21 protein-coding genes are annotated in these 17,027 nt (G+C 51.8%); 13 read left to right on the top strand and 8 right to left on the bottom strand.

The annotated features are described in order from the left end of the window. The first annotated feature begins 18 nt into the window (after window positions 1-18). The 9 genes from SynMITS9220_RS06770 (at window position 19) to SynMITS9220_RS06730 (ending at window position 7,601) form a co-directional block, all read left to right on the top strand. Window positions 19-771, top strand: coding sequence for a M15 family metallopeptidase (locus tag SynMITS9220_RS06770; RefSeq protein WP_186988068.1), 753 nt, complete (start codon window positions 19-21; stop codon window positions 769-771). Window positions 772-968: 197 nt separating this feature from the next. After that, window positions 969-2,771, top strand: coding sequence for a translational GTPase TypA (gene typA, locus SynMITS9220_RS06765; protein ID WP_115126136.1), 1,803 nt, complete (start codon window positions 969-971; stop codon window positions 2,769-2,771). Then, on the top strand, window positions 2,768-3,127 hold the full coding sequence (locus tag SynMITS9220_RS06760) for a DUF309 domain-containing protein (RefSeq protein WP_186988066.1): 360 nt from the start codon (window positions 2,768-2,770) through the stop codon (window positions 3,125-3,127). The genes typA and SynMITS9220_RS06760 overlap by 4 nt, the downstream gene beginning before the upstream one ends. A 69-nt stretch (window positions 3,128-3,196) precedes the next feature. Then, on the top strand, window positions 3,197-3,637 hold the full coding sequence (locus SynMITS9220_RS06755; RefSeq protein WP_186988064.1) for an LptA/OstA family protein: 441 nt from the start codon (window positions 3,197-3,199) through the stop codon (window positions 3,635-3,637). Further along, entirely contained in the window at window positions 3,634-4,362 is a 729-nt protein-coding gene (gene lptB, locus SynMITS9220_RS06750; RefSeq protein WP_186988062.1) for an LPS export ABC transporter ATP-binding protein, read from the top strand. Before SynMITS9220_RS06755 ends, lptB begins: the two co-directional genes overlap by 4 nt. After that, window positions 4,362-5,525, top strand: coding sequence for an LptF/LptG family permease (locus SynMITS9220_RS06745; RefSeq protein WP_186988042.1), 1,164 nt, complete (start codon window positions 4,362-4,364; stop codon window positions 5,523-5,525). The genes lptB and SynMITS9220_RS06745 overlap by 1 nt, the downstream gene beginning before the upstream one ends. A gap of 49 nt (window positions 5,526-5,574) precedes the next feature. Next, window positions 5,575-6,531 (top strand): c-type cytochrome biogenesis protein CcsB, encoded by a 957-nt coding sequence (gene ccsB / locus SynMITS9220_RS06740; RefSeq protein WP_115126140.1) that lies wholly within the window; start codon window positions 5,575-5,577, stop codon window positions 6,529-6,531. A 261-nt stretch (window positions 6,532-6,792) separates the two neighbouring features. Then, the gene (locus SynMITS9220_RS06735) at window positions 6,793-7,152 is read left to right on the top strand and encodes a hypothetical protein (protein ID WP_186988040.1); all 360 of its coding nucleotides are present in this window, start codon (window positions 6,793-6,795) and stop codon (window positions 7,150-7,152) included. Window positions 7,153-7,172: 20 nt separating this feature from the next. Then, complete coding sequence (locus tag SynMITS9220_RS06730) at window positions 7,173-7,601, top strand: hypothetical protein (RefSeq protein ID WP_186988038.1); 429 nt, start codon at window positions 7,173-7,175, stop codon at window positions 7,599-7,601. 597 nt (window positions 7,602-8,198) lie between these two features. On the opposite strand, the gene SynMITS9220_RS06725 is transcribed toward SynMITS9220_RS06730, so the two are convergent. Further along, window positions 8,199-8,435 carry a hypothetical protein gene (locus SynMITS9220_RS06725; protein ID WP_186988036.1) on the bottom strand — a complete coding sequence of 79 codons (237 nt, stop codon included), beginning with the start codon at window positions 8,433-8,435 and terminating at the stop codon, window positions 8,199-8,201. Between the two features lie 386 nt (window positions 8,436-8,821). On the opposite strand from SynMITS9220_RS06725, the gene SynMITS9220_RS06720 reads away from it, so the two are divergent. Further along, on the top strand, window positions 8,822-9,253 hold the full coding sequence (locus tag SynMITS9220_RS06720) for a hypothetical protein (protein WP_186988034.1): 432 nt from the start codon (window positions 8,822-8,824) through the stop codon (window positions 9,251-9,253). A 103-nt stretch (window positions 9,254-9,356) separates the two neighbouring features. Further along, window positions 9,357-9,875, top strand: a complete 519-nt coding sequence (locus tag SynMITS9220_RS06715; RefSeq protein WP_115126146.1) for a tetratricopeptide repeat protein — start codon at window positions 9,357-9,359, stop codon at window positions 9,873-9,875. Window positions 9,876-10,021: 146 nt separating this feature from the next. Here the strand turns inward: SynMITS9220_RS06715 and SynMITS9220_RS06710 are convergent, their stop codons facing one another. From SynMITS9220_RS06710 to SynMITS9220_RS06680, 7 genes are all read right to left on the bottom strand, one after another. Then, window positions 10,022-10,564, bottom strand: coding sequence for a hypothetical protein (locus SynMITS9220_RS06710; RefSeq protein ID WP_186988032.1), 543 nt, complete (start codon window positions 10,562-10,564; stop codon window positions 10,022-10,024). Between the two features lie 347 nt (window positions 10,565-10,911). Further along, window positions 10,912-11,154, bottom strand: coding sequence for a hypothetical protein (locus tag SynMITS9220_RS06705; protein WP_186988030.1), 243 nt, complete (start codon window positions 11,152-11,154; stop codon window positions 10,912-10,914). 36 nt (window positions 11,155-11,190) lie between these two features. Then, entirely contained in the window at window positions 11,191-12,084 is an 894-nt protein-coding gene (locus SynMITS9220_RS06700) for a homoserine O-succinyltransferase (RefSeq protein ID WP_115126149.1), read from the bottom strand. Between the two features lie 16 nt (window positions 12,085-12,100). After that, window positions 12,101-13,429, bottom strand: a complete 1,329-nt coding sequence (locus tag SynMITS9220_RS06695) for an O-acetylhomoserine aminocarboxypropyltransferase/cysteine synthase family protein (RefSeq protein WP_115126150.1) — start codon at window positions 13,427-13,429, stop codon at window positions 12,101-12,103. Window positions 13,430-13,481: 52 nt separating this feature from the next. Beyond that, the gene (locus SynMITS9220_RS06690) at window positions 13,482-14,159 is read right to left on the bottom strand and encodes a hypothetical protein (RefSeq protein ID WP_186988028.1); all 678 of its coding nucleotides are present in this window, start codon (window positions 14,157-14,159) and stop codon (window positions 13,482-13,484) included. Window positions 14,160-14,263: 104 nt separating this feature from the next. Continuing rightward, the gene (locus tag SynMITS9220_RS06685) at window positions 14,264-15,223 is read right to left on the bottom strand and encodes a lytic transglycosylase domain-containing protein (RefSeq protein WP_186991964.1); all 960 of its coding nucleotides are present in this window, start codon (window positions 15,221-15,223) and stop codon (window positions 14,264-14,266) included. A gap of 41 nt (window positions 15,224-15,264) precedes the next feature. After that, window positions 15,265-15,840, bottom strand: a complete 576-nt coding sequence (locus SynMITS9220_RS06680; protein WP_186988026.1) for a DOMON-like domain-containing protein — start codon at window positions 15,838-15,840, stop codon at window positions 15,265-15,267. Window positions 15,841-16,017: 177 nt separating this feature from the next. Here SynMITS9220_RS06680 and SynMITS9220_RS06675 point away from each other — a divergent pair, with 177 nt between their 5' ends. Then, entirely contained in the window at window positions 16,018-16,611 is a 594-nt protein-coding gene (locus tag SynMITS9220_RS06675) for a hypothetical protein (protein WP_186988024.1), read from the top strand. A 43-nt stretch (window positions 16,612-16,654) separates the two neighbouring features. Next, window positions 16,655-16,996, top strand: a complete 342-nt coding sequence (locus SynMITS9220_RS06670) for a hypothetical protein (protein WP_115126154.1) — start codon at window positions 16,655-16,657, stop codon at window positions 16,994-16,996. Window positions 16,997-17,027 lie beyond the last annotated feature (31 nt).

The following is a 17,027-nucleotide window of genomic DNA, read 5'->3' as shown; positions in this document are numbered from 1 at the left end:
CATCAATGAAATGCTCTTTTGTCTCGGGCTGTCGCCACCCGCAGCAGGAAGCGTGACAGCAGCCGCGATGACATCCCCATCGCACGCCGCAGTCGTTCCTCTCAACCGAAGCGGGGGAGTGGCTTAGGTCTTCTCCTCACCTGTGGGTTGGTTTTTTCACTGTCGTTGGCCACAGTGATGTTCCTTCCGGAACTGCTGCCCTTCGGTTCCAAAACACAGGTGGTGGAAGGCATTGATGAAATGCCAGGACGAGATGGTCGCTTGCTGGGTCATTTCCCCTATGCAGAAGCTGTCGTAGATCAATTGGTGCCAGTGGAGGCGGGCATTGAATTGCATCGAGACGCCGCTATCTCTCTTGATGCCATGCGTCGTGCGGCTGCAGCTGATGGTGTTGATCTGAGATTGCTGAGCGGTTATCGCTCCCAGGAGCTCCAAAAAAGTATTTTCTTCGACGTCAAATCAGAGCGAAATCAAACGGCTGCAGAGCGGGCCAAGGTCTCGGCGCCACCTGGTTATTCCGAACACAGCACTGGTTATGCCGTCGACCTCGGTGATGGGGCTGATCCAGCCACGAATCTCTCTGCCTCGTTTGAACAGACCGACGCCTTCAGTTGGCTTCAGGATCATGCAGCCAGCTATCACTTCACGCTTTCATTCCCTGCGGTGAATTCGCAGGGTGTCAGCTACGAGCCTTGGCACTGGCGATTTGAAGGTTCAGCGGATGCATTGCGAAGGTTTGAACCCGCACGTCGCCTGGCCAATGGAGGTTGATGGTTGAAACTCGATGAGATTGGCAGTCGTTCTGCTCGAGTGGTTATTTGCGCTGATCTCTGGCGCTGATCTCGGGCCCTGATCTTAAGCAACCTTCGGCCAGACCGTCCACATCGACCCGAAACGATCTCACGTTGAGATAAGGTGCGTCGACTGCGCCTGCGGGCGCTAAGAGATTCCGCCACCTACAGACTCCTATGAGCGCCCAGCAAAAGGCGATTCGCAATATCGCGATCATCGCCCACGTTGACCATGGAAAGACGACCCTGGTCGACTCACTGCTGGCCCAGTCAGGCATTTTCCGTGACAACGAAGCAGTCCCCACCTGCGTCATGGATTCCAACGATCTCGAGCGTGAGCGCGGAATCACCATCCTTTCCAAAAACACGGCTGTCACTTACAACGACACCCGTATCAACATTGTTGACACGCCTGGACACGCTGATTTCGGCGGTGAGGTGGAGCGTGTGCTCGGCATGGTGGACGGCTGCCTGTTGATCGTTGATGCCAATGAAGGTCCGATGCCTCAGACCCGTTTTGTGCTGAAAAAAGCACTCGAGCAGGGTCTGCGTCCCATCGTTTTCGTCAACAAGATTGACCGTGCTCGGGTTGATCCTGAAACAGCTGTCGACAAGGTTCTGGATCTGTTCCTTGAGCTCGGTGCTGACGACGATCAGTGTGATTTTCCATATTTATTTGGAAGCGGCCTGGGGGGATTCGCCAAGCCCGATATGAAAACCGAGAGCGACAACATGCGTCCGCTCTTCGATGCAATCCTGCGCCATGTTCCGCCTCCGGTTGGCGATTCCACCAAGCCTTTGCAGCTTCAGATCACCACACTTGATTACTCCGATTTTCTCGGTCGGATCATCATTGGCCGGGTGCACAACGGCGTGATCAAGCAGGGTCAGAATGCAGTCCTGATCAAAGATGACGGTAACCTCAAGAAGGGCCGGATCAGCAAACTGCTTGGCTTTGAGGGTCTGCAGCGTGTGGACATCGCTGAAGCCAGTGCTGGTGATCTGGTGGCTGTTGCCGGTTTCGACGAAGTCAACATTGGCGAGACCATCGCCTGCCCAGATGAACCCAAGGCACTTCCACTCATCAAGGTCGATGAGCCAACCCTGCAGATGACCTTTGTGGTCAACGACTCACCGTTTGCAGGCAAAGAAGGCAAGTTTGTGACCAGTCGTCAGGTGCGCGACCGTCTTCAGCGGGAGCTGCTCACCAACGTTGCACTGCGCGTCGAAGACACGGACTCGCCGGATCGTTTTGCAGTAAGTGGTCGCGGTGAACTGCACCTCGGCATCCTGATCGAAACCATGCGACGCGAGGGATACGAATTCCAGGTGTCCCAGCCACAGGTGATTTTCAGGACCATCGACGGCACACCCTGCGAACCCGTTGAGACCCTTGTCATGGACGTCCCCGAAGCCGCTGTGGGCAGCTGCATCGAAAAGCTGGGATCACGCAAGGCTGAGATGCAGAACATGGAAACCAGTGCTGATGGCCGTACGCAGTTGGAATTTGTCGTTCCTTCCCGTGGCCTGATTGGTTTCCGCGGTGAATTCATCCGCGCCACCCGTGGTGAAGGGATCATGAGCCATTCTTTCTTCGAATACCGCCCGATGACGGGTGATTTCGACACCCGCCGCAACGGTGTGTTGATTGCATTTGAAGAGGGCACAGCCACCTTCTATGCCCTCAAGAATGCTGAAGACCGCGGTCAGTTCTTCATTGCTCCAGGAACAAAGGTCTACAAGGGCATGATCATCGGCGAGAACAATCGTCCTCAGGATCTCGAGATCAATGTCTGCAAGTCCAAGCAGCTCACCAACATGCGTTCTGCGGGTGCTGAAGAACTCGACACCCTTCAGGCACCTGTGCAGATGACGCTGGAGCGGGCCCTCGAATACATCGGCCCCGGCGAAATGCTTGAGGTCACTCCGGAATCGATCCGTCTGCGCAAACTTCCTGCGAAGAAGATGGCTAAGCGTTGAGTCCGGCCGACGATCCCCGTTTCCCGCAGGCTCTGGAACTGTTCAATTCCGGAGCCTGGTATGAGGCCCACGATGCCTTTGAGGAGATCTGGCATGAACAGATCGATCCCGACCGCAAGTTGATTCAGGCGATCGTTCAGATCGCTGTCGCCCATGTTCACCTCGAACGGGGAAACACCCGCGGTGCAACCATTCTTCTCGGTGAAGGCATCGGGCGTCTCAGGCCCTCATTGCCTAGAGCGTTGGGACTTGACCTCGACGCGTTGCATACGGCTGTCGCTGACCGCCTGAGCGCCCTTCAATCCGGAGCAAACCCGGAGGTCCTACCGCCACCCCGACTCGTTGCGGCGGAGTGATTCGTGGGACGATGGATAATTCATTACTCAGCCCCTGGACCGATCGTGTTTCCAGCGTTTCAGCGATCGATGACTTTGCTCCGCTCTTCCGTGATCTGGTGCGCTGGTCTGCTCCTTTCCTTGCTCGGACCTTCTCTTGCCCAGGAGTTCGTTGCACCTCTTGAGCGTCCCCCATCGGACGACGGTTTGATCACCATCGAATCCGACAGCCAGACAGCCGACAACGTCACTGGAGTGGTCACTGCTATCGGGAATGTCCGCATCGTTTACCCCTCCCGCGGAACGGTGGCGACCTCACGTCAGGCTCAGTACTTCAGTCGCGAGGGACGCTTGGTGTTGAGTGGGGATGTCGACGTGGTGCAGGAAGATGGCAGCACACTCAGGGCTGAACGTGTGACTTACAACCTTGAGGATGAGCGGGCTGTTGCGCTGCCGTCTACTGGCGGACAGGTGCGCTCAACCATGATCCTGCGCCCGGATCAGCCAGCGCAGACCCCGCTGACGCCATGAGCCTCAGTCTCAATCGGGTTTCTCTTGCCCTGGGAGGTCGACCTCTGGTGAAAGACCTCACGCTGACACTGGAACCGGGTGAAGTGATCGGTCTTCTTGGGCCAAACGGTGCCGGCAAAACCACAAGCTTCAATCTCGTTATCGGTCTGCTCAAGCCCGATCAAGGCGAGATTTTGATGGATGGACATCCTGTTGCCAGTCTTTCCATGCCTCAGAGGGCACGGCTCGGGATCGGTTACCTGCCTCAAGAACCCAGTGTTTTTAGGCAATTAACTGTCCGGGAGAATCTGGAGCTCGTTCTTGCCCAGACCGGTCTTGCTAAGCCACAGGCCCGCGAGCGCCTACATCAGCTGATTGATGATTTTCATCTGCAACCCTTTCTAAATCGCATGGGTTTCCAGCTTTCTGGCGGCGAACGTCGCCGTTGCGAAGTGGCCCGTGCTCTGGCGGTCGGGCTTGAAGGACCGCGTTATCTGCTCCTTGATGAGCCTTTCGCTGGGGTGGATCCACTGGCTGTGGCTGACCTGCAGCAACTGATTCAGGCGTTGCGTCAACGCGGGATGGGGATTCTGATCACCGATCACAACGTGAGGGAAACTCTGGCGATCACAGATCGGGCTTACATCCTCACGGATGGCAGCGTTCTTGCCTCAGGGCTTTCCGACCAGGTTGCATCTGACCCATTGGTTCGCCGTCACTACCTCGGCGAGGGATTCCAGCTGTGATGCAATCAATTAATCAGAGGGTCCGTACTCTTCTTCGGCGCATTCCGCTTCTCGATCGTTGGCTCATCGTCGAGCTGATCAGCCCACTGTTGTTTGCAGTTGCCGCCTTCACGGTTGTGTCGCTGTCGGTTGGGGTGATGTTTGAACTTGTGAGAAAGATCGTTGAATCTGGTCTTCCCGTTCTGATTGCTGTCCAGGTGCTGTTGCAGCGTCTGCCCAGTTTTCTGGTGATTTCCTTCCCGATGGCCACCCTGATGGCCACCCTTCTTGCCTATAGCCGTTTATCTGCAAACAGCGAACTCACTGCTTTACGCAGCGTGGGGGTCACGGCCACCCGAATGATCCTGCCAGCGCTTGCTTTGTCTCTTGTTATGTCGAGTCTGACATTTGTTTTCAATGACGTAGTGGTGCCCCGAAGCAATCGTTCTGCTGAGATCACTTTGCGCAGAGCACTCGGGAAGTCGATCGCCACTGAGAAAGGCGACAACATTGTTTATTCACGGTTCGGATCTATCCAGCAACCTGACGGTTCCACCGGGAAGGGGTTGGTTCAGCTGTTCTATGCCAGCAAATTTCGTGACGGCACCATGACAGGCGTAACAGTGCTCGATTTTTCCCGGTTGGGGTTCACACAAATGTTGGTAGCCGAAAGCGCTAACTGGAACGAGAGAGAAGGCAAATGGGAGTTTCTAAACGGGCAGATCCTGACTCTCACCCCCTCTGGCAGCACCACTTCGGCAGATTTTGTCAGGTACCTCTATCCGCTTAGTGCTGCTCCAATTCGTATTGCCAAGCTTCCCAAGGATGCCAACAACATGACGGTGGCTGAAGCGCTGCAGGCCGAACAACTTCTTCTGAATGCAGGTGATATTAAAGAGGCCCGTCGACTTCAGGTCAGGATTCAGGAGAAATTCACTCTGCCGATGGCATGTCTTGTCTTCGGTTTGATTGGTGCGAGTCTTGGTGCTAAACCCAACAGCCGAACCAGTCGAAGCCAGGGTTTCGGCATCAGCGTCGTTTTGATCTTGGTCTACTACGTGCTGAGTTTCAGTTTCAGTTCCCTCGGTGTTAAAGGCACACTTCCACCCCTGCTTGCTGCCTGGAGTCCTGTGTTGATCTCACTTGCTGGTGGCGGATTCTTACTCAGGCAGGCCAGTCGATGAGCCAGACCGTCAGAATCAATGTCAGTACGTCCTCTGCTTGAGGTGGTTGATGGGGTTTTCCGGTCTGGAAGCGATCGTTTCGGAACCTGTTCTGCTTCTGGGTCTGATGGCCTTTGCCTTTCTCTTGGTCGCTCTGCCGTGGAGTTTCTGGGCATTGTCCAATGGTCGGAGCTCCAGCGGTGTGCGCTCGCTGATCGCCCTTTCCAACCTCTTGCTCACCTCTCAGCTTGTGCTGCGCTGGTGGCAATCGGGACACTTCCCGATCAGTAACCTCTACGAATCGCTCTGTTTTCTGGCCTGGGCCTGCACACTCACCCAACTTCTGGTTGAACGCAACTGGACATCGCCACTGGTGGCAGCTGCCGCAACCCCGATGGGCCTTGGCTGCATTGCCTTTGCCAGCTTTGCTTTACCCGACCAGCTGCAGCAAGCATCACCACTCGTGCCGGCCCTGCGCAGTAGCTGGTTGGTGATGCATGTCAGCGTGATCATGGTCAGCTACGCGGCTCTGATGGTGGGGTCATTGTTGTCGGTTGCCGTGCTGCTGACGGACCGCGGTGAAGAGTTGGAACTTCGCAGCAGCTCCATCGGAACCGGTTCTTATCGACGACCGAAGCTGTTGTCGATGCAAGGCGCTGTTGCCGTCCAGAACCCGCCGGAAGTTCAGCTTTCATCCATTCATTTCAGTCGCACCGAGCAGCTCGACAGCTTGAGCTATCGCACGATCACCGTGGGTTTTCTATTGCTCACCGTCGGCATCATTAGTGGGGCCGTTTGGGCGAATGAGGCTTGGGGAAGTTGGTGGAGTTGGGATCCCAAAGAAACTTGGGCGTTGATTTGCTGGCTGGTCTATGCCGCCTATCTCCACACACGTCTGAGCAGAGGCTGGCAAGGTCGGCGTCCGGCACTTGTCGCCGCTTTCGGTTTGGTTGTGATTGTTGTGTGTTACATCGGGGTCAATCTTCTTGGCATCGGATTGCACAGCTATGGCTGGTTTTTCGAGTAAGCACCAATCACAAAGGTTCAGCTGATCTCATGTTGTGTTGATCAGTTGATTGATATCCCCTTAGAAGCCACCTGAAACACAGTAAGGGTTTGATCGGTTCACGCTTTCCGTCCGGTTCAAGTTGCGATCAGATTTTTCGGCCTCTTGTCTGCCAATGAAGCATTCTCAGGCCAACAGAGTATGAAGGAGATAAAAATCTCTATGGCTATTTTTTAGCAGCTCGGGGATTGGAGTCTTGAAGCCTTATGCTCATGGCAAACGATGGCAGGTTCTTTAGGTAGTGCTATTAATGGTAAAAGTCAATCACTCATGAAGCGCAACTCCTTACTTTCTCTCTCAGGTGTCACAGCAGCATGTGTCATTGGAGCGCCTGTAATGAGTTCTGAATTTATGATCAATCAAATGGTTGATGCTTATTGCTCAATCATGAAAGGAGAAAATGTAAGCGTTATGAACTCATATGATCGAGGCATGAATGAAGGAATGGCTATAGGATTGGTTATTGGTCAATACCCAGAAAAGATTGACCAACTTGCCTCAATGAGCGAGCAACAAATCAACAGTAGATTTTACCCTGGGATTGAGCAAAGATGTCCTCAGTATTCATTTGGCGTCAAGTAGCAAATAGTCTGAAATAATCTATGTTTCTGACAGAAATGATTCTTCTCACTCTGTTTTCTGTTCTGCTGACCTCTGGCACTTCTGTGATTGCTGAAGAGCTGATTTATCTCCATTGCAAAGGCGATCTCACCTCAAAAGTTGCCAATACAAATACTTCTGAAATCATTCAGCAAAACAAAGGCAAGCAAAGCGAGACATTCATCATTGATCCTCAGAGAAGAATGGTGATGTTCAAGGGCGGTCAATGGTTGAATGCTGAGATGATTGACGGTGTACTCTCTAGTACAGGCAGGTCTGGACAAGGTTTCAGTACAAGTGAAGAAACAATCCGAATCAGTCTTGATCCTGTAAGTGAGTACACCTATGCGCAGAGGATTCAACAAAGGAATATCACTATGGAAATTAATGTAATAGGCACCTGTCAAGAAGTTGATTCTTCGTCATTGTGATGGAGGATCAACAGCGAATCATCTTGCTCTTTTCTGTTCGATGCCCGTATAGATCTCATGCCTTTGCTAACGACATCATTGGTTGTTAAATAAATTTCTCTCAATAGAACCAATGATTAATTGAAATGCTGTTTATCTCTTTGAATGTATGAGAAGCTGCGCCTTTCTCCGCTAATCATCTTCTGCTTCAGCCAAGGCGGTAAACCATTCTCTGAGTTGTGTTGGTGTCTTGACTCCTATCCGTGTAAGCCCCTTCACGAGTTGCTTGCAGTCTCTTGGACTCAAATAAATTTCTGTCTCGATCTGAATCAGCTCATCGTAGAGACCCCTCTGCTCATCCGATAGATCTTTGTACCAATGCCAGTCGATGAGCACTGCTCCACTGCGAGTTGCTCTCAGTATCAGTTCTGCAGCTGAAGCTGTCTTCCCCCATACGTACCAAAAATAGACCAATGACACTGCATGATTGGCTCTAACGGGCTATTGAACTGATGACTGTTGATCATGTTCAAATCGGTCTACAAAATTGACTGTATAGCTTGGTATGTGTTTGGAGAACCTTGCATGTAGGCGCATTCGAATTTGAGAGAGTTCAGTTCAGTCTGACCTGTTCTTGCCAAAGTCATGAACTTGATAAATATCAACGAATTGACCTGCTCTATCTTTTCCCTCTAAATACACTTCTTTCCAACGGCCAAATGACCCTAGTTCAATCGTTTGGTTGAACTGTTGCAATGCTTCTGCATAGGTTTCAAAGCAATCGACTTCAATTAAGAGATTGCCGTCATTTAGGTGCACAACATAACAGGCTCCTTTCAATCTTGAATTTGCCATGGTTGCCTGGAAATTGAGGTCTTGGAACCCCAAAAATGATATTTTGATTCTACAAGTTTACATGTCTTATGTCGTTTCTTTTTTCCATGAATGCCTGCTGAATTGCTTGTATGAAGATTCAGCTTGGTTTCATATCGGGATCCAGTCCTTTCGAGATCTGTCGAATCGAAAACCGTTTGTTAGCTACTTGTTCATGTCACGCACTCCCCTCCAACCCACCTCCACAAATCAGCTCTGTCTGGCGTGCATGACAGTGTTAGGGATACTATCGTCACACTAAGTGCTCGAAACTCAATGGATCATCTGAGATGCTAGATTTTGAATTCCTATAAAATTAAAGTTAGTTCGTGTTTTTGATTCGTACAAGATCAAGATGATTTCTCATGATGCCTGACAGTAACAAGCTACAATCCGCTGAATATGAGTTTTCTGGTGAAAATTTTTGCTTGATGCGTGAGACGGTTCAAGATGAGGCTTATGTTTTGTATATGGAGGACAATGGAAAATGGGCTGAGATGAATTGGCAAGGCTATTTCGAAGACGGTGATATTGATACGTTGAAAATGATTGAAAAAATTACTAATAACATTATTGCTCTTGATGATTGGCTCCCTGATTCACAGATGCCATCAAAGCCGTTTGCTTATTACGAGGAAGGTCATATCTATTCTTTCTGGAACCAGAAAATTGAAAAAACGGTGGAAGTCGAAGCATCATGCTTGGATGAAGCTTCGAATATTATGTTTGGTGATGGTGAGTATGATCCGAATAATTGGAAGTTGGTTTTGATTGATCAGGAGCCGATCACGCAAGCTTGATGGCTAATGACTCTGATTCTTGAGATCAATACCCTGAGATTTCATGTCAAGATGCTGAGCTCAGCCTGTTGACTAAACTGGTTTTAGTAAGTCATTTCAGACAATGCCTTTACGGATCATTATAGCTTCGTTGATGGTTTGTCTTTTAACGTTTGTCCCTCCAGGTCTGGCTTCCAATTTTGATTCTTATCTCAAGGATGGTGCTGAAAAATTACAATCCGGCGATTATCATGGAGCCTTGATTGAATTCAATAGGGCCATTGAGCTGGATCCAGAGAATGCAGCTGCATACCAATATCGTGGTGTTACTAAAGCTAGATATGGTGATTTTGAGGGTTCAATTATTGATTACAGCAGGTCAATAGAGCTTGACTCAACAAGTAGCGAAACGTATGGCAGTCGAGGTATTGCGAGGGCGCGATCTGGTGATCTATCTGGTGCCATTCTTGATTTCGATGTTGCGATTCAAATGAATCCTAACGATGGCGCAGCTCACTTCAATCATGGAATGGCGATGGAAATGTCAAACGATCTTGAACGAGCATGTTTGGATTGGGCCCAAGCTGACCAGCTTGGTGATTCTCAATCTATTGTTTTTATCAGAAAGTACTGCAGACCCTAGAAAATAAGATATTGGCCTAAGTATGCTTGTCGTAAACTTAATTGGCTAGAAGTGTTTGTTCAATACTGATTCAGTAATGATTAAAAATTTTACGATGCGTATGGCAATCGATGAAAAACGATTTCTTTATTATCCTTCAGAGTGAGTTAATTGGTTTTGAACAAATCAGAAGCCATATCCCGGAAACCCGACAAATTTTTTCCTGGAGCCCTCTTATTAGGCCGAATTGAATTTCCCGGACGTAAGGCATTCGGAGCAAAGTTAACCAGAACGCGCTCAGGCTGATCCGCTTCTGCTACTGCAAGTTGAGCTGCGATCGCTTCGGCTGTCGTTAACGACAGCTTTTTCTCTTTGGACGCATCAACTGAATTTGAATCAGTTGAATTTTGCTCAAACTCAGTTGTTGCGCTGTTTTGTCCGCTCTGAACTTCCGAACTTTCGTCCGAAGAGGCAATTGTGGTGACTTCGGATCTTTGATCTTCGACAATTTCACTGATCTCTGCTGATGCTGCTGGTTGCAGGGGACGTAGCAGAACAATTCCGACAGCAAGCACTAACAAGGATATAACCGTGGCAGGGAGTCCCAGAGTGCGACCCTGAAAGTTCCAGAGAATCGATGAACCAGTAAGCCCGAGCACGCCTGCGATCGCCAGCAAGGGGCCGAGCAGTTTCACTAGAAGATTTTTCATGACACAATTATGGCGAATTCAATCCAGTTGATGTGAGCTGGACCGTTGTGGGAGATCAACAAGCTTGATCCTGATCCAGACGGTGCCTGATGCCTGTGCAAATTTTTCCTTGTGTTTGATCTTGAAGTCAATGATGTATCAAAGTCATCATTCAGGTTGACATTGTGACACCCGAGCTGTTTTTGATTCTGTGATGTTCTTTGGTTGTTGAATTGCTCAAGGATTGCAAAGAATTGATTGCGAGAATTCATTCGCTTTCATTTCGCTTGGTCTGATCTGGCCTCTAAATCTTATTAGGAGGTTCAGCAATTGATTCTGATCACGCGGCTGTATTGGCTTAAAGTTTTTTAGTAACCGCGCTGTTCTTGTTCACGCATCTGGAGCCGTATTTTTTGGTATTGAAGAATTGCTCGCTCTTTGCTGAGATGTGGAAACAGTGCTGATGCTTCTTGTTGATTGATGAGATCCAGTAACCAATCATCATGTCGTTCTGGTGCAACGTCCTCGGCTGATCGCTCCCATCGTTGATGGATCGGCAGCCAGCCAAACCAGCGTCGGCGCCATTGGCTAAAGGTTTCAAGAGGATGCATGGATGTTTTCTATGGAGTCGATATTTTCCGTTTCGATTAGGCTTGAAAACTCACGCGTTGATAACAGAACCACAGCCATTGCTGAAAGAGAAGATTTCGGTGTGATCTCCAAAGAGTCTGAGGATGGTCGGAATCAAAGTTCTGTGGTGGCGGTACATCGCCCCGGGCTTTGTCTCGTTCCATTTCCGCCAGAATTCTGTCGACGTTGTATTCGGGATGCCCAAGATGCATCAGTTGTCGTTGATCTGGTGTTTCGAAGATCGTGTAGCCGACCGACTCTCCATGTGCCAGTAGTCGCAGACGCCCCTGTCGTTGGGCTGCCTCCATCGCGGTATCTGGAAGCGTCGCGTAGCGACTTTGCGGACAGAGAAATTGATCGTTTTGAGTTCCCATCAGAGAATGGCCTGGCACAAGGCTGCGCATCGGAAACACCCCAAAGAGTTTCTGCTGAAGTGGCACTTTGCGTACCCCAGCCAGATACGCCAATGCAAATCCGGCCCAACACAAACCAAGAGTGCTGGCGCAGCTGATGCGTGCTTCATCAACCAGTTTTACGAATTCTCTCCAATAGGTCACCTCTTCAAAATCGAGATGTTCAACAGGTGCGCCGGTGATGATTAATCCATCAAGAGGTCCCTTGGCATTGGCCTCGTCCCAGCTTTTGTAGAGGCCGTCAAGGTGAGATTGGTCCCAGCTCTTGTACGCATGGGTCTGCAAACGAATCCAGATTGGTTCGATCTGCAGCACTGAAAGTCCCAGTGGATGCAGCAGGTTGAATTCGTACTGTTTCCCCAAGGGCATGATGTTCAGAATTCCGATCCTCAAGGGCCGGATGTCCTGACGTTCTGCCTGCTCTGGTTTGATCCAGGAAATGCGATTGCGTTCAACGGCGGTGATCTTGTGATAGTTAGCCGGGAGGATCAGAGCCATGTCACAACATCTCCGATCAGGCGCCCGATGTCAGGGCCTGATCGAAGTCAGCCTTGATGTCGTCAATATGTTCAAGACCCACCGACACCCTCACCATTGTTGGCGTCACGCCGGCGGAAGCTTGCTCACTTTCGCTTAGCTGCTGGTGTGTGGTGGATGCTGGATGGATCACCAATGTCTTGGCATCCCCCACGTTGGCCAGATGGCTTGCGAGTTTCAGGCTGTTGATGAATCGCACTGCATCGTCATAACCGCCGTTGAGCGAGAACATCAACATGCAGCCCATCCCTCGGCCTGTCAGATATTTCTTGGCTGCTGAATGGTATGGATCGCCATTCAGGCCTGGGTAACTAACGCTTGTGACCTTCGGATGCTGTTGCAGCCATTGCGCCAGTTCCATGGCGTTTTGCGCATGGCGTTCGACACGCAGGCTCAGCGTTTCCAGGCCTTGCAGCAGTAAAAAGCTGTTGAAAGGACTCACGGCCGGGCCCCAGTCGCGTAGTCCTTCGACTCGGGCTCTCAGGGCAAAAGCAATGTTTCGATTGTCTGGAAGCCCCAGCATCTTGCAGATGTCACTGCCGAAGCCAAAAGCATCCCAGTGCACAAGACCGTGATACGCAGCGCTGGGCTGGCTCATCAGCGGGAATTTGCCATTGCCCCAATTGAAGGTGCCGGCATCCACAATCACCCCGCCGAGACTGGTGCCATGGCCACCAATCCATTTGGTGGCGCTTTCCACCACCACATCAGCACCATGCTCGATTGGGCGAAGCAAAGCACCGCAGGCCCCGAGGGTGTTGTCCACAATCAGGGGAATGCCTCGCTCTTTGGCGAGAGCTGATAGCCCTTCAAAATCAGGGATGTTGAAGCGGGGGTTGCCCATCGCTTCCACATAGATCGCCTTGGTGTTGTCGTCGATCTGCGCGGCAAAGCTGGCAACATCGTCTCCCTCGGCGAACTTGACGTTGATGCCGAGGCGGGGGAATTGAACCTTGAACTGGTTGTAGGTCCCGCCATAGAGGAATGATGTGGAAACGAAATTATCTCCAGCCTGCATGCAGTTGGTGATGGCCAAGAACTGGGCTGACTGCCCCGATGCCGTGGCAAGCGCTGCGACACCTCCTTCAAGAGCAGCCACCCGCTTTTCGAAGACATCCGTCGTCGGATTCATCAGTCGGGTATAGATATTCCCGAATTCCTTCAGTCCAAACAGATTGGCGCCGTGTTCTGCGTCATTGAAGACGTAGGAACTGGTCTGATAAATCGGTACAGCTCTTGAATTGGTTGTGGGATCAGGGACCTGTCCCGCGTGCAGTTGCAGGGTCTCAAAGTGCTGATCCGTCACGGCGATCGCAAAGAAGTCAATCCATTTCTAGCGGTGCAGCGATCGAGCGACCTCAGCCGGCATCTGGATCAGGTTTGTCGGTTTCCGCCAGTGAGGGAAGGGTCTGACGCAGCAGCGGAGTCAACTTGCTGCGCACTTCACTGCGAAAGCTGTCGACCGTTCCGCCCAGCAACACCGGATAGGGCTGTTCCCCAGTGAGTTCGCGTAAATGACGCCATTTGCTGTTCTCCTTTTCTTTCAGTTCCGCCAGCGCGGCCTGAAAGTCATGGCTGCGTAATTGCATTTCCTTGCCGTCCAGCGCAGAAGCCTGTTCAGCCATCTGCTCCCGGAAGGCATCAAAGCTCTTGGCTTTGATCGTGTCCGGAAGACCAAGGACAGGCTGGTAATGGTCTAAGAGACGCAACTCTTCCTCCAGAAGAATCGGCCACGCTCCCTGTGATCCTTCAGTGAGCTGCATCTGGGACTGTGCCGCACTCATGGCATCCAGGTGGAAACGCAGCCAGCGGTAGTACGACTTGTCTTGCGTGTTCTTTTTGACAGTGGCTTTGCCGGTTGCCAGCACGGGCAGAGCTGCTTCGGCTTTGCGCAGAAAAAGACGATCTTCCCGTTCCAGGTTCATAGCCCCCCAGCGCTGCCGATACTCCCAGAGTTCGGCGTAGCGACTGACATCGTCAGCAGACCAGCCGAGACCGGCCAGTTCGTCGGCGCGATGGGTGAGTTCTTTTGCCACGCAGCTTGTTGAGTCCTGATCTCCGAAGCGTAGATGCCAGACGATGAAAGGCCAGGGGGGATGGCCACTGCTGCAGCTTCTTCAACCCATGTCTGCGTCTTGTTTCAGGGCTGGAGCTCTTCCTTCAGCGGAGCACTGTGGCGGTTTTGTCGCAGATAGTCGTTCACCCCAATCGGTTGTCGTTGCTCATAACCCTCATGCAGCCAAAGGTCACCGCCTGAGGAGGCGTAATGGATCTGCCATTGGTGAAGACTGCGATAGGTCAGTGGCTCTTCCTTGAGCAGTGCTGCGTAATGGAGCACGGCTCGGCCGTAGTGGTCGCTGTTGTTGTAACCCCAAAGGCCGTTGCGGATGTCCTTCAACCCCCCGCGCCTCACGAGATAGCGAGCTGCAGCATGAATGGCATCCCACGGGTCACGGATATTGCCACCATTGCCGATGCCTGGTTCTGCCCAGGTGGTTGGTAAAAACTGCATCGGACCCTGGGCATTGGCAACGGAAACGCCATCGATCCTTCCCATTCCGGTTTCCACCAGATTCACTGCAGCCAGAACAGTCCAGTCGATCCCTGTGGCCGCAGAGGCACTGCGGTAGGCCTTAAGTAATTGATCAGCAGACGCAGGTGACTGGATTCTCCAGGCCGGCAATGTGGACGATGCAGGTCCACGGTGCATTGCTAGGAATTCTCTGCGGGCAGCGATGTGCTGGTCAAAGACCCAGCGCCAGCGCGGTTCAATTTGGGAGCGGACGTTCTCACTCAGCTGCGGGCGCTTGGAGAGAACTCTGTAAATCACCTGTTGCTGGTGTGCCAGAGCGGCGAGGTCTTGTTGAGCCAGCTCCGGGGTGATTAAGGCAGCCTCGATATCGGTAATCAGCGCGGCGATATCCCTTGGTTCTTTCGGCACCAAGGGATAATTCCGACCATTCGGAGCAACGGGCCGGTCTGCCTGCTTTGGCAGGTTCGGGATTGTTGCGCTGCTTGGCGTTGCATCAATAGCCGTCTCGATGGTTTCAACTGTCTTGCAGGCCACGGTGATCGGACTGAGCAGAACAGCAATGCTCATCAGACAACGCACCCAGACCCTGGTGTCAGGCAGATGACTGTTCACCAACGCAGAAAACCCCTCCGGTCATGGAAGTCTGGCTTGTCTGCTGGATGGGATAAAGCCCAATAACTTAGGCATTTACTTTTGTCTTCCAGAACCATGCTCAGGGCAATTTCAGGAATCTCTGCGTGAGGCCACCAGGGCTGGAGTGGAATCTGAATGGTGCAGCGGCAACCAACACGTTCCATGCTGAAGTGCACTTCAGGGAGTTCCGCCAGTGGCTCTGCCATGCCACCCGTTCGGTAACTGCTGAATTGATAAAGGTTCCAGTCTCCGTTCGGCGCAATATTCACCTCCCAGTACCCTTCGTCACCCGGACGAGCAAGAAAGGCTTCGAAACAGGTGTGCTTCCAGAGGTTGTCTTGCCTCTGTGACGTGTTCTCTTCCTTAGTGCTGTTGAACAAGAGGCCATCGACGCTGCTTTCGGCCAGCTTCGGGCCAAGGCTGAAGCTCAGTTCAAGAGCAGCGTCTTCGGTCCAGACAAACTCCGCGGTAGCGAAAACCGCCGGACATTGAGCATGGTCGAAGGGAATCAGTGGGCAGACCTGCCTCACCATCACAGGGTGTCGTCCCATCCCTTAGATCCTCGTCCAAGCTGTGCCGGTTTGAGCCCGATCCCTTATTGCGTGCCTTGTCGTCACTGTTGAGTGGTGAAGTCCGGCCTGTTGAGATTCGCAGACTAGGAGCAGAGTCAGAATGGAACCAGGGGCAGCTGACAAAACATGAGCCTGAGAGAACACTTCGCTGATCTGTTGATTCGCGTTGCCTGCCGCATCGCCCCACCTGTGAGTCCCGACGAATTCGAAGACTTGCCACAGCTGTTGGAACCCTTGGAGGATGCTGACCCTCTCATGATTCCAGCTTCGGCGGATGCTGCTGATCTGCCTTCCGTGGAACCACTCTCGTTGGATCAACGTGTCATCAGCCGCTCGGTTAAAACCCTCAAGGCCGAAGCCATCAGCTCCCTGGCCACGCTTCATGCAGCCCATTTAGTGGGTGCCTCGGTCTGGGATGAGCGCCGAATTGCTGCTCGCGTGAATGCTGCCTCTGGGATCAAAGCTGCCAGTCCTGAAGTGCTTGCTGAAATCGAGGGGTTGGCCGTCACCTGGCAAAACGACCTGTCTGCCATCACCAACGCGCTGCAGCAGGTTGCTGCCATCAGCTGTCCAGAAGCGCCGATTTCTCAGGACCTTCGGCTTGAAGGCGAAGAGCAAGACCTTGCAGCAGATCTGATCGAATCCTGTTCCGTGGAACTCACGCGCCATCAATTGGAACTGGCCAACCCTCAGGATGAAGACTCTGAACAAGAGCCAAACGCTGAACAAGAGCCAAACCAACAAGATTGATCGACAGACTCAACACTCAATCAAGGACTGAGATGGAACAGCTATGGCGACACCGGTTCACGCTGAGCTGAGTCATCCTGGTTTGACACCAAGCAAGCAGCAGAAGATGTCAAAGGAAACCGGAAAGAATGATCGCTCCCCTGGTTATCGGCAAGCCAGGGAGTGGTTGATTTCAGCAGCTCTAGAGACTGTGCTTGATCATTGTTCAGAGGAGGATCGTGCGCGGCTGAGGCTGAATGTATCCCCAGACCTTCAGAACTGTGATGTGCTGATTCCTGATTTCAATGAAGAGACCAATCAATATGCTGATCTTATTGTTCAGCAAGCAATCGCGACGATCTCTATCTTGATCTCCAAGGAATACAATATAACTATTTTAAAGTAAGAAGCGTGATCCTACTTCACTTTTTGAGAGG

The organism is Synechococcus sp. MIT S9220 (genome assembly GCF_014304815.1).
GTDB lineage: Bacteria > Cyanobacteriota > Cyanobacteriia > PCC-6307 > Cyanobiaceae > Synechococcus_C.
Note: the sequence above shows the minus strand (reverse complement) of the source record. Positions and strands in the feature narration are given on the sequence as shown.

Excerpts from the sequence above, each read along its gene's own strand:
- SynMITS9220_RS06720 (WP_186988034.1), top strand. The coding sequence starts at position 8,822 with ATGCCTGACAGTAACAAGCTACAATCCGCTGAATATGAGTTTTCTGGT.
- SynMITS9220_RS06755 (WP_186988064.1), top strand. The coding sequence starts at position 3,197 with ATGACTTTGCTCCGCTCTTCCGTGATCTGGTGCGCTGGTCTGCTCCTT.
- SynMITS9220_RS06685 (WP_186991964.1), bottom strand. The coding sequence starts at position 15,223 with ATGAGCATTGCTGTTCTGCTCAGTCCGATCACCGTGGCCTGCAAGACA.
- SynMITS9220_RS06710 (WP_186988032.1), bottom strand. The coding sequence starts at position 10,564 with ATGAAAAATCTTCTAGTGAAACTGCTCGGCCCCTTGCTGGCGATCGCA.
- typA (WP_115126136.1), top strand. The coding sequence starts at position 969 with ATGAGCGCCCAGCAAAAGGCGATTCGCAATATCGCGATCATCGCCCAC.
- SynMITS9220_RS06745 (WP_186988042.1), top strand. The coding sequence starts at position 4,362 with ATGCAATCAATTAATCAGAGGGTCCGTACTCTTCTTCGGCGCATTCCG.
- ccsB (WP_115126140.1), top strand. The coding sequence starts at position 5,575 with ATGGGGTTTTCCGGTCTGGAAGCGATCGTTTCGGAACCTGTTCTGCTT.
- lptB (WP_186988062.1), top strand. The coding sequence starts at position 3,634 with ATGAGCCTCAGTCTCAATCGGGTTTCTCTTGCCCTGGGAGGTCGACCT.
- SynMITS9220_RS06670 (WP_115126154.1), top strand. The coding sequence starts at position 16,655 with ATGGCGACACCGGTTCACGCTGAGCTGAGTCATCCTGGTTTGACACCA.
- SynMITS9220_RS06700 (WP_115126149.1), bottom strand. The coding sequence starts at position 12,084 with ATGGCTCTGATCCTCCCGGCTAACTATCACAAGATCACCGCCGTTGAA.
- SynMITS9220_RS06730 (WP_186988038.1), top strand. The coding sequence starts at position 7,173 with ATGTTTCTGACAGAAATGATTCTTCTCACTCTGTTTTCTGTTCTGCTG.
- SynMITS9220_RS06680 (WP_186988026.1), bottom strand. The coding sequence starts at position 15,840 with ATGGGACGACACCCTGTGATGGTGAGGCAGGTCTGCCCACTGATTCCC.
- SynMITS9220_RS06715 (WP_115126146.1), top strand. The coding sequence starts at position 9,357 with ATGCCTTTACGGATCATTATAGCTTCGTTGATGGTTTGTCTTTTAACG.
- SynMITS9220_RS06735 (WP_186988040.1), top strand. The coding sequence starts at position 6,793 with ATGGCAGGTTCTTTAGGTAGTGCTATTAATGGTAAAAGTCAATCACTC.
- SynMITS9220_RS06705 (WP_186988030.1), bottom strand. The coding sequence starts at position 11,154 with ATGCATCCTCTTGAAACCTTTAGCCAATGGCGCCGACGCTGGTTTGGC.
- SynMITS9220_RS06725 (WP_186988036.1), bottom strand. The coding sequence starts at position 8,435 with ATGGCAAATTCAAGATTGAAAGGAGCCTGTTATGTTGTGCACCTAAAT.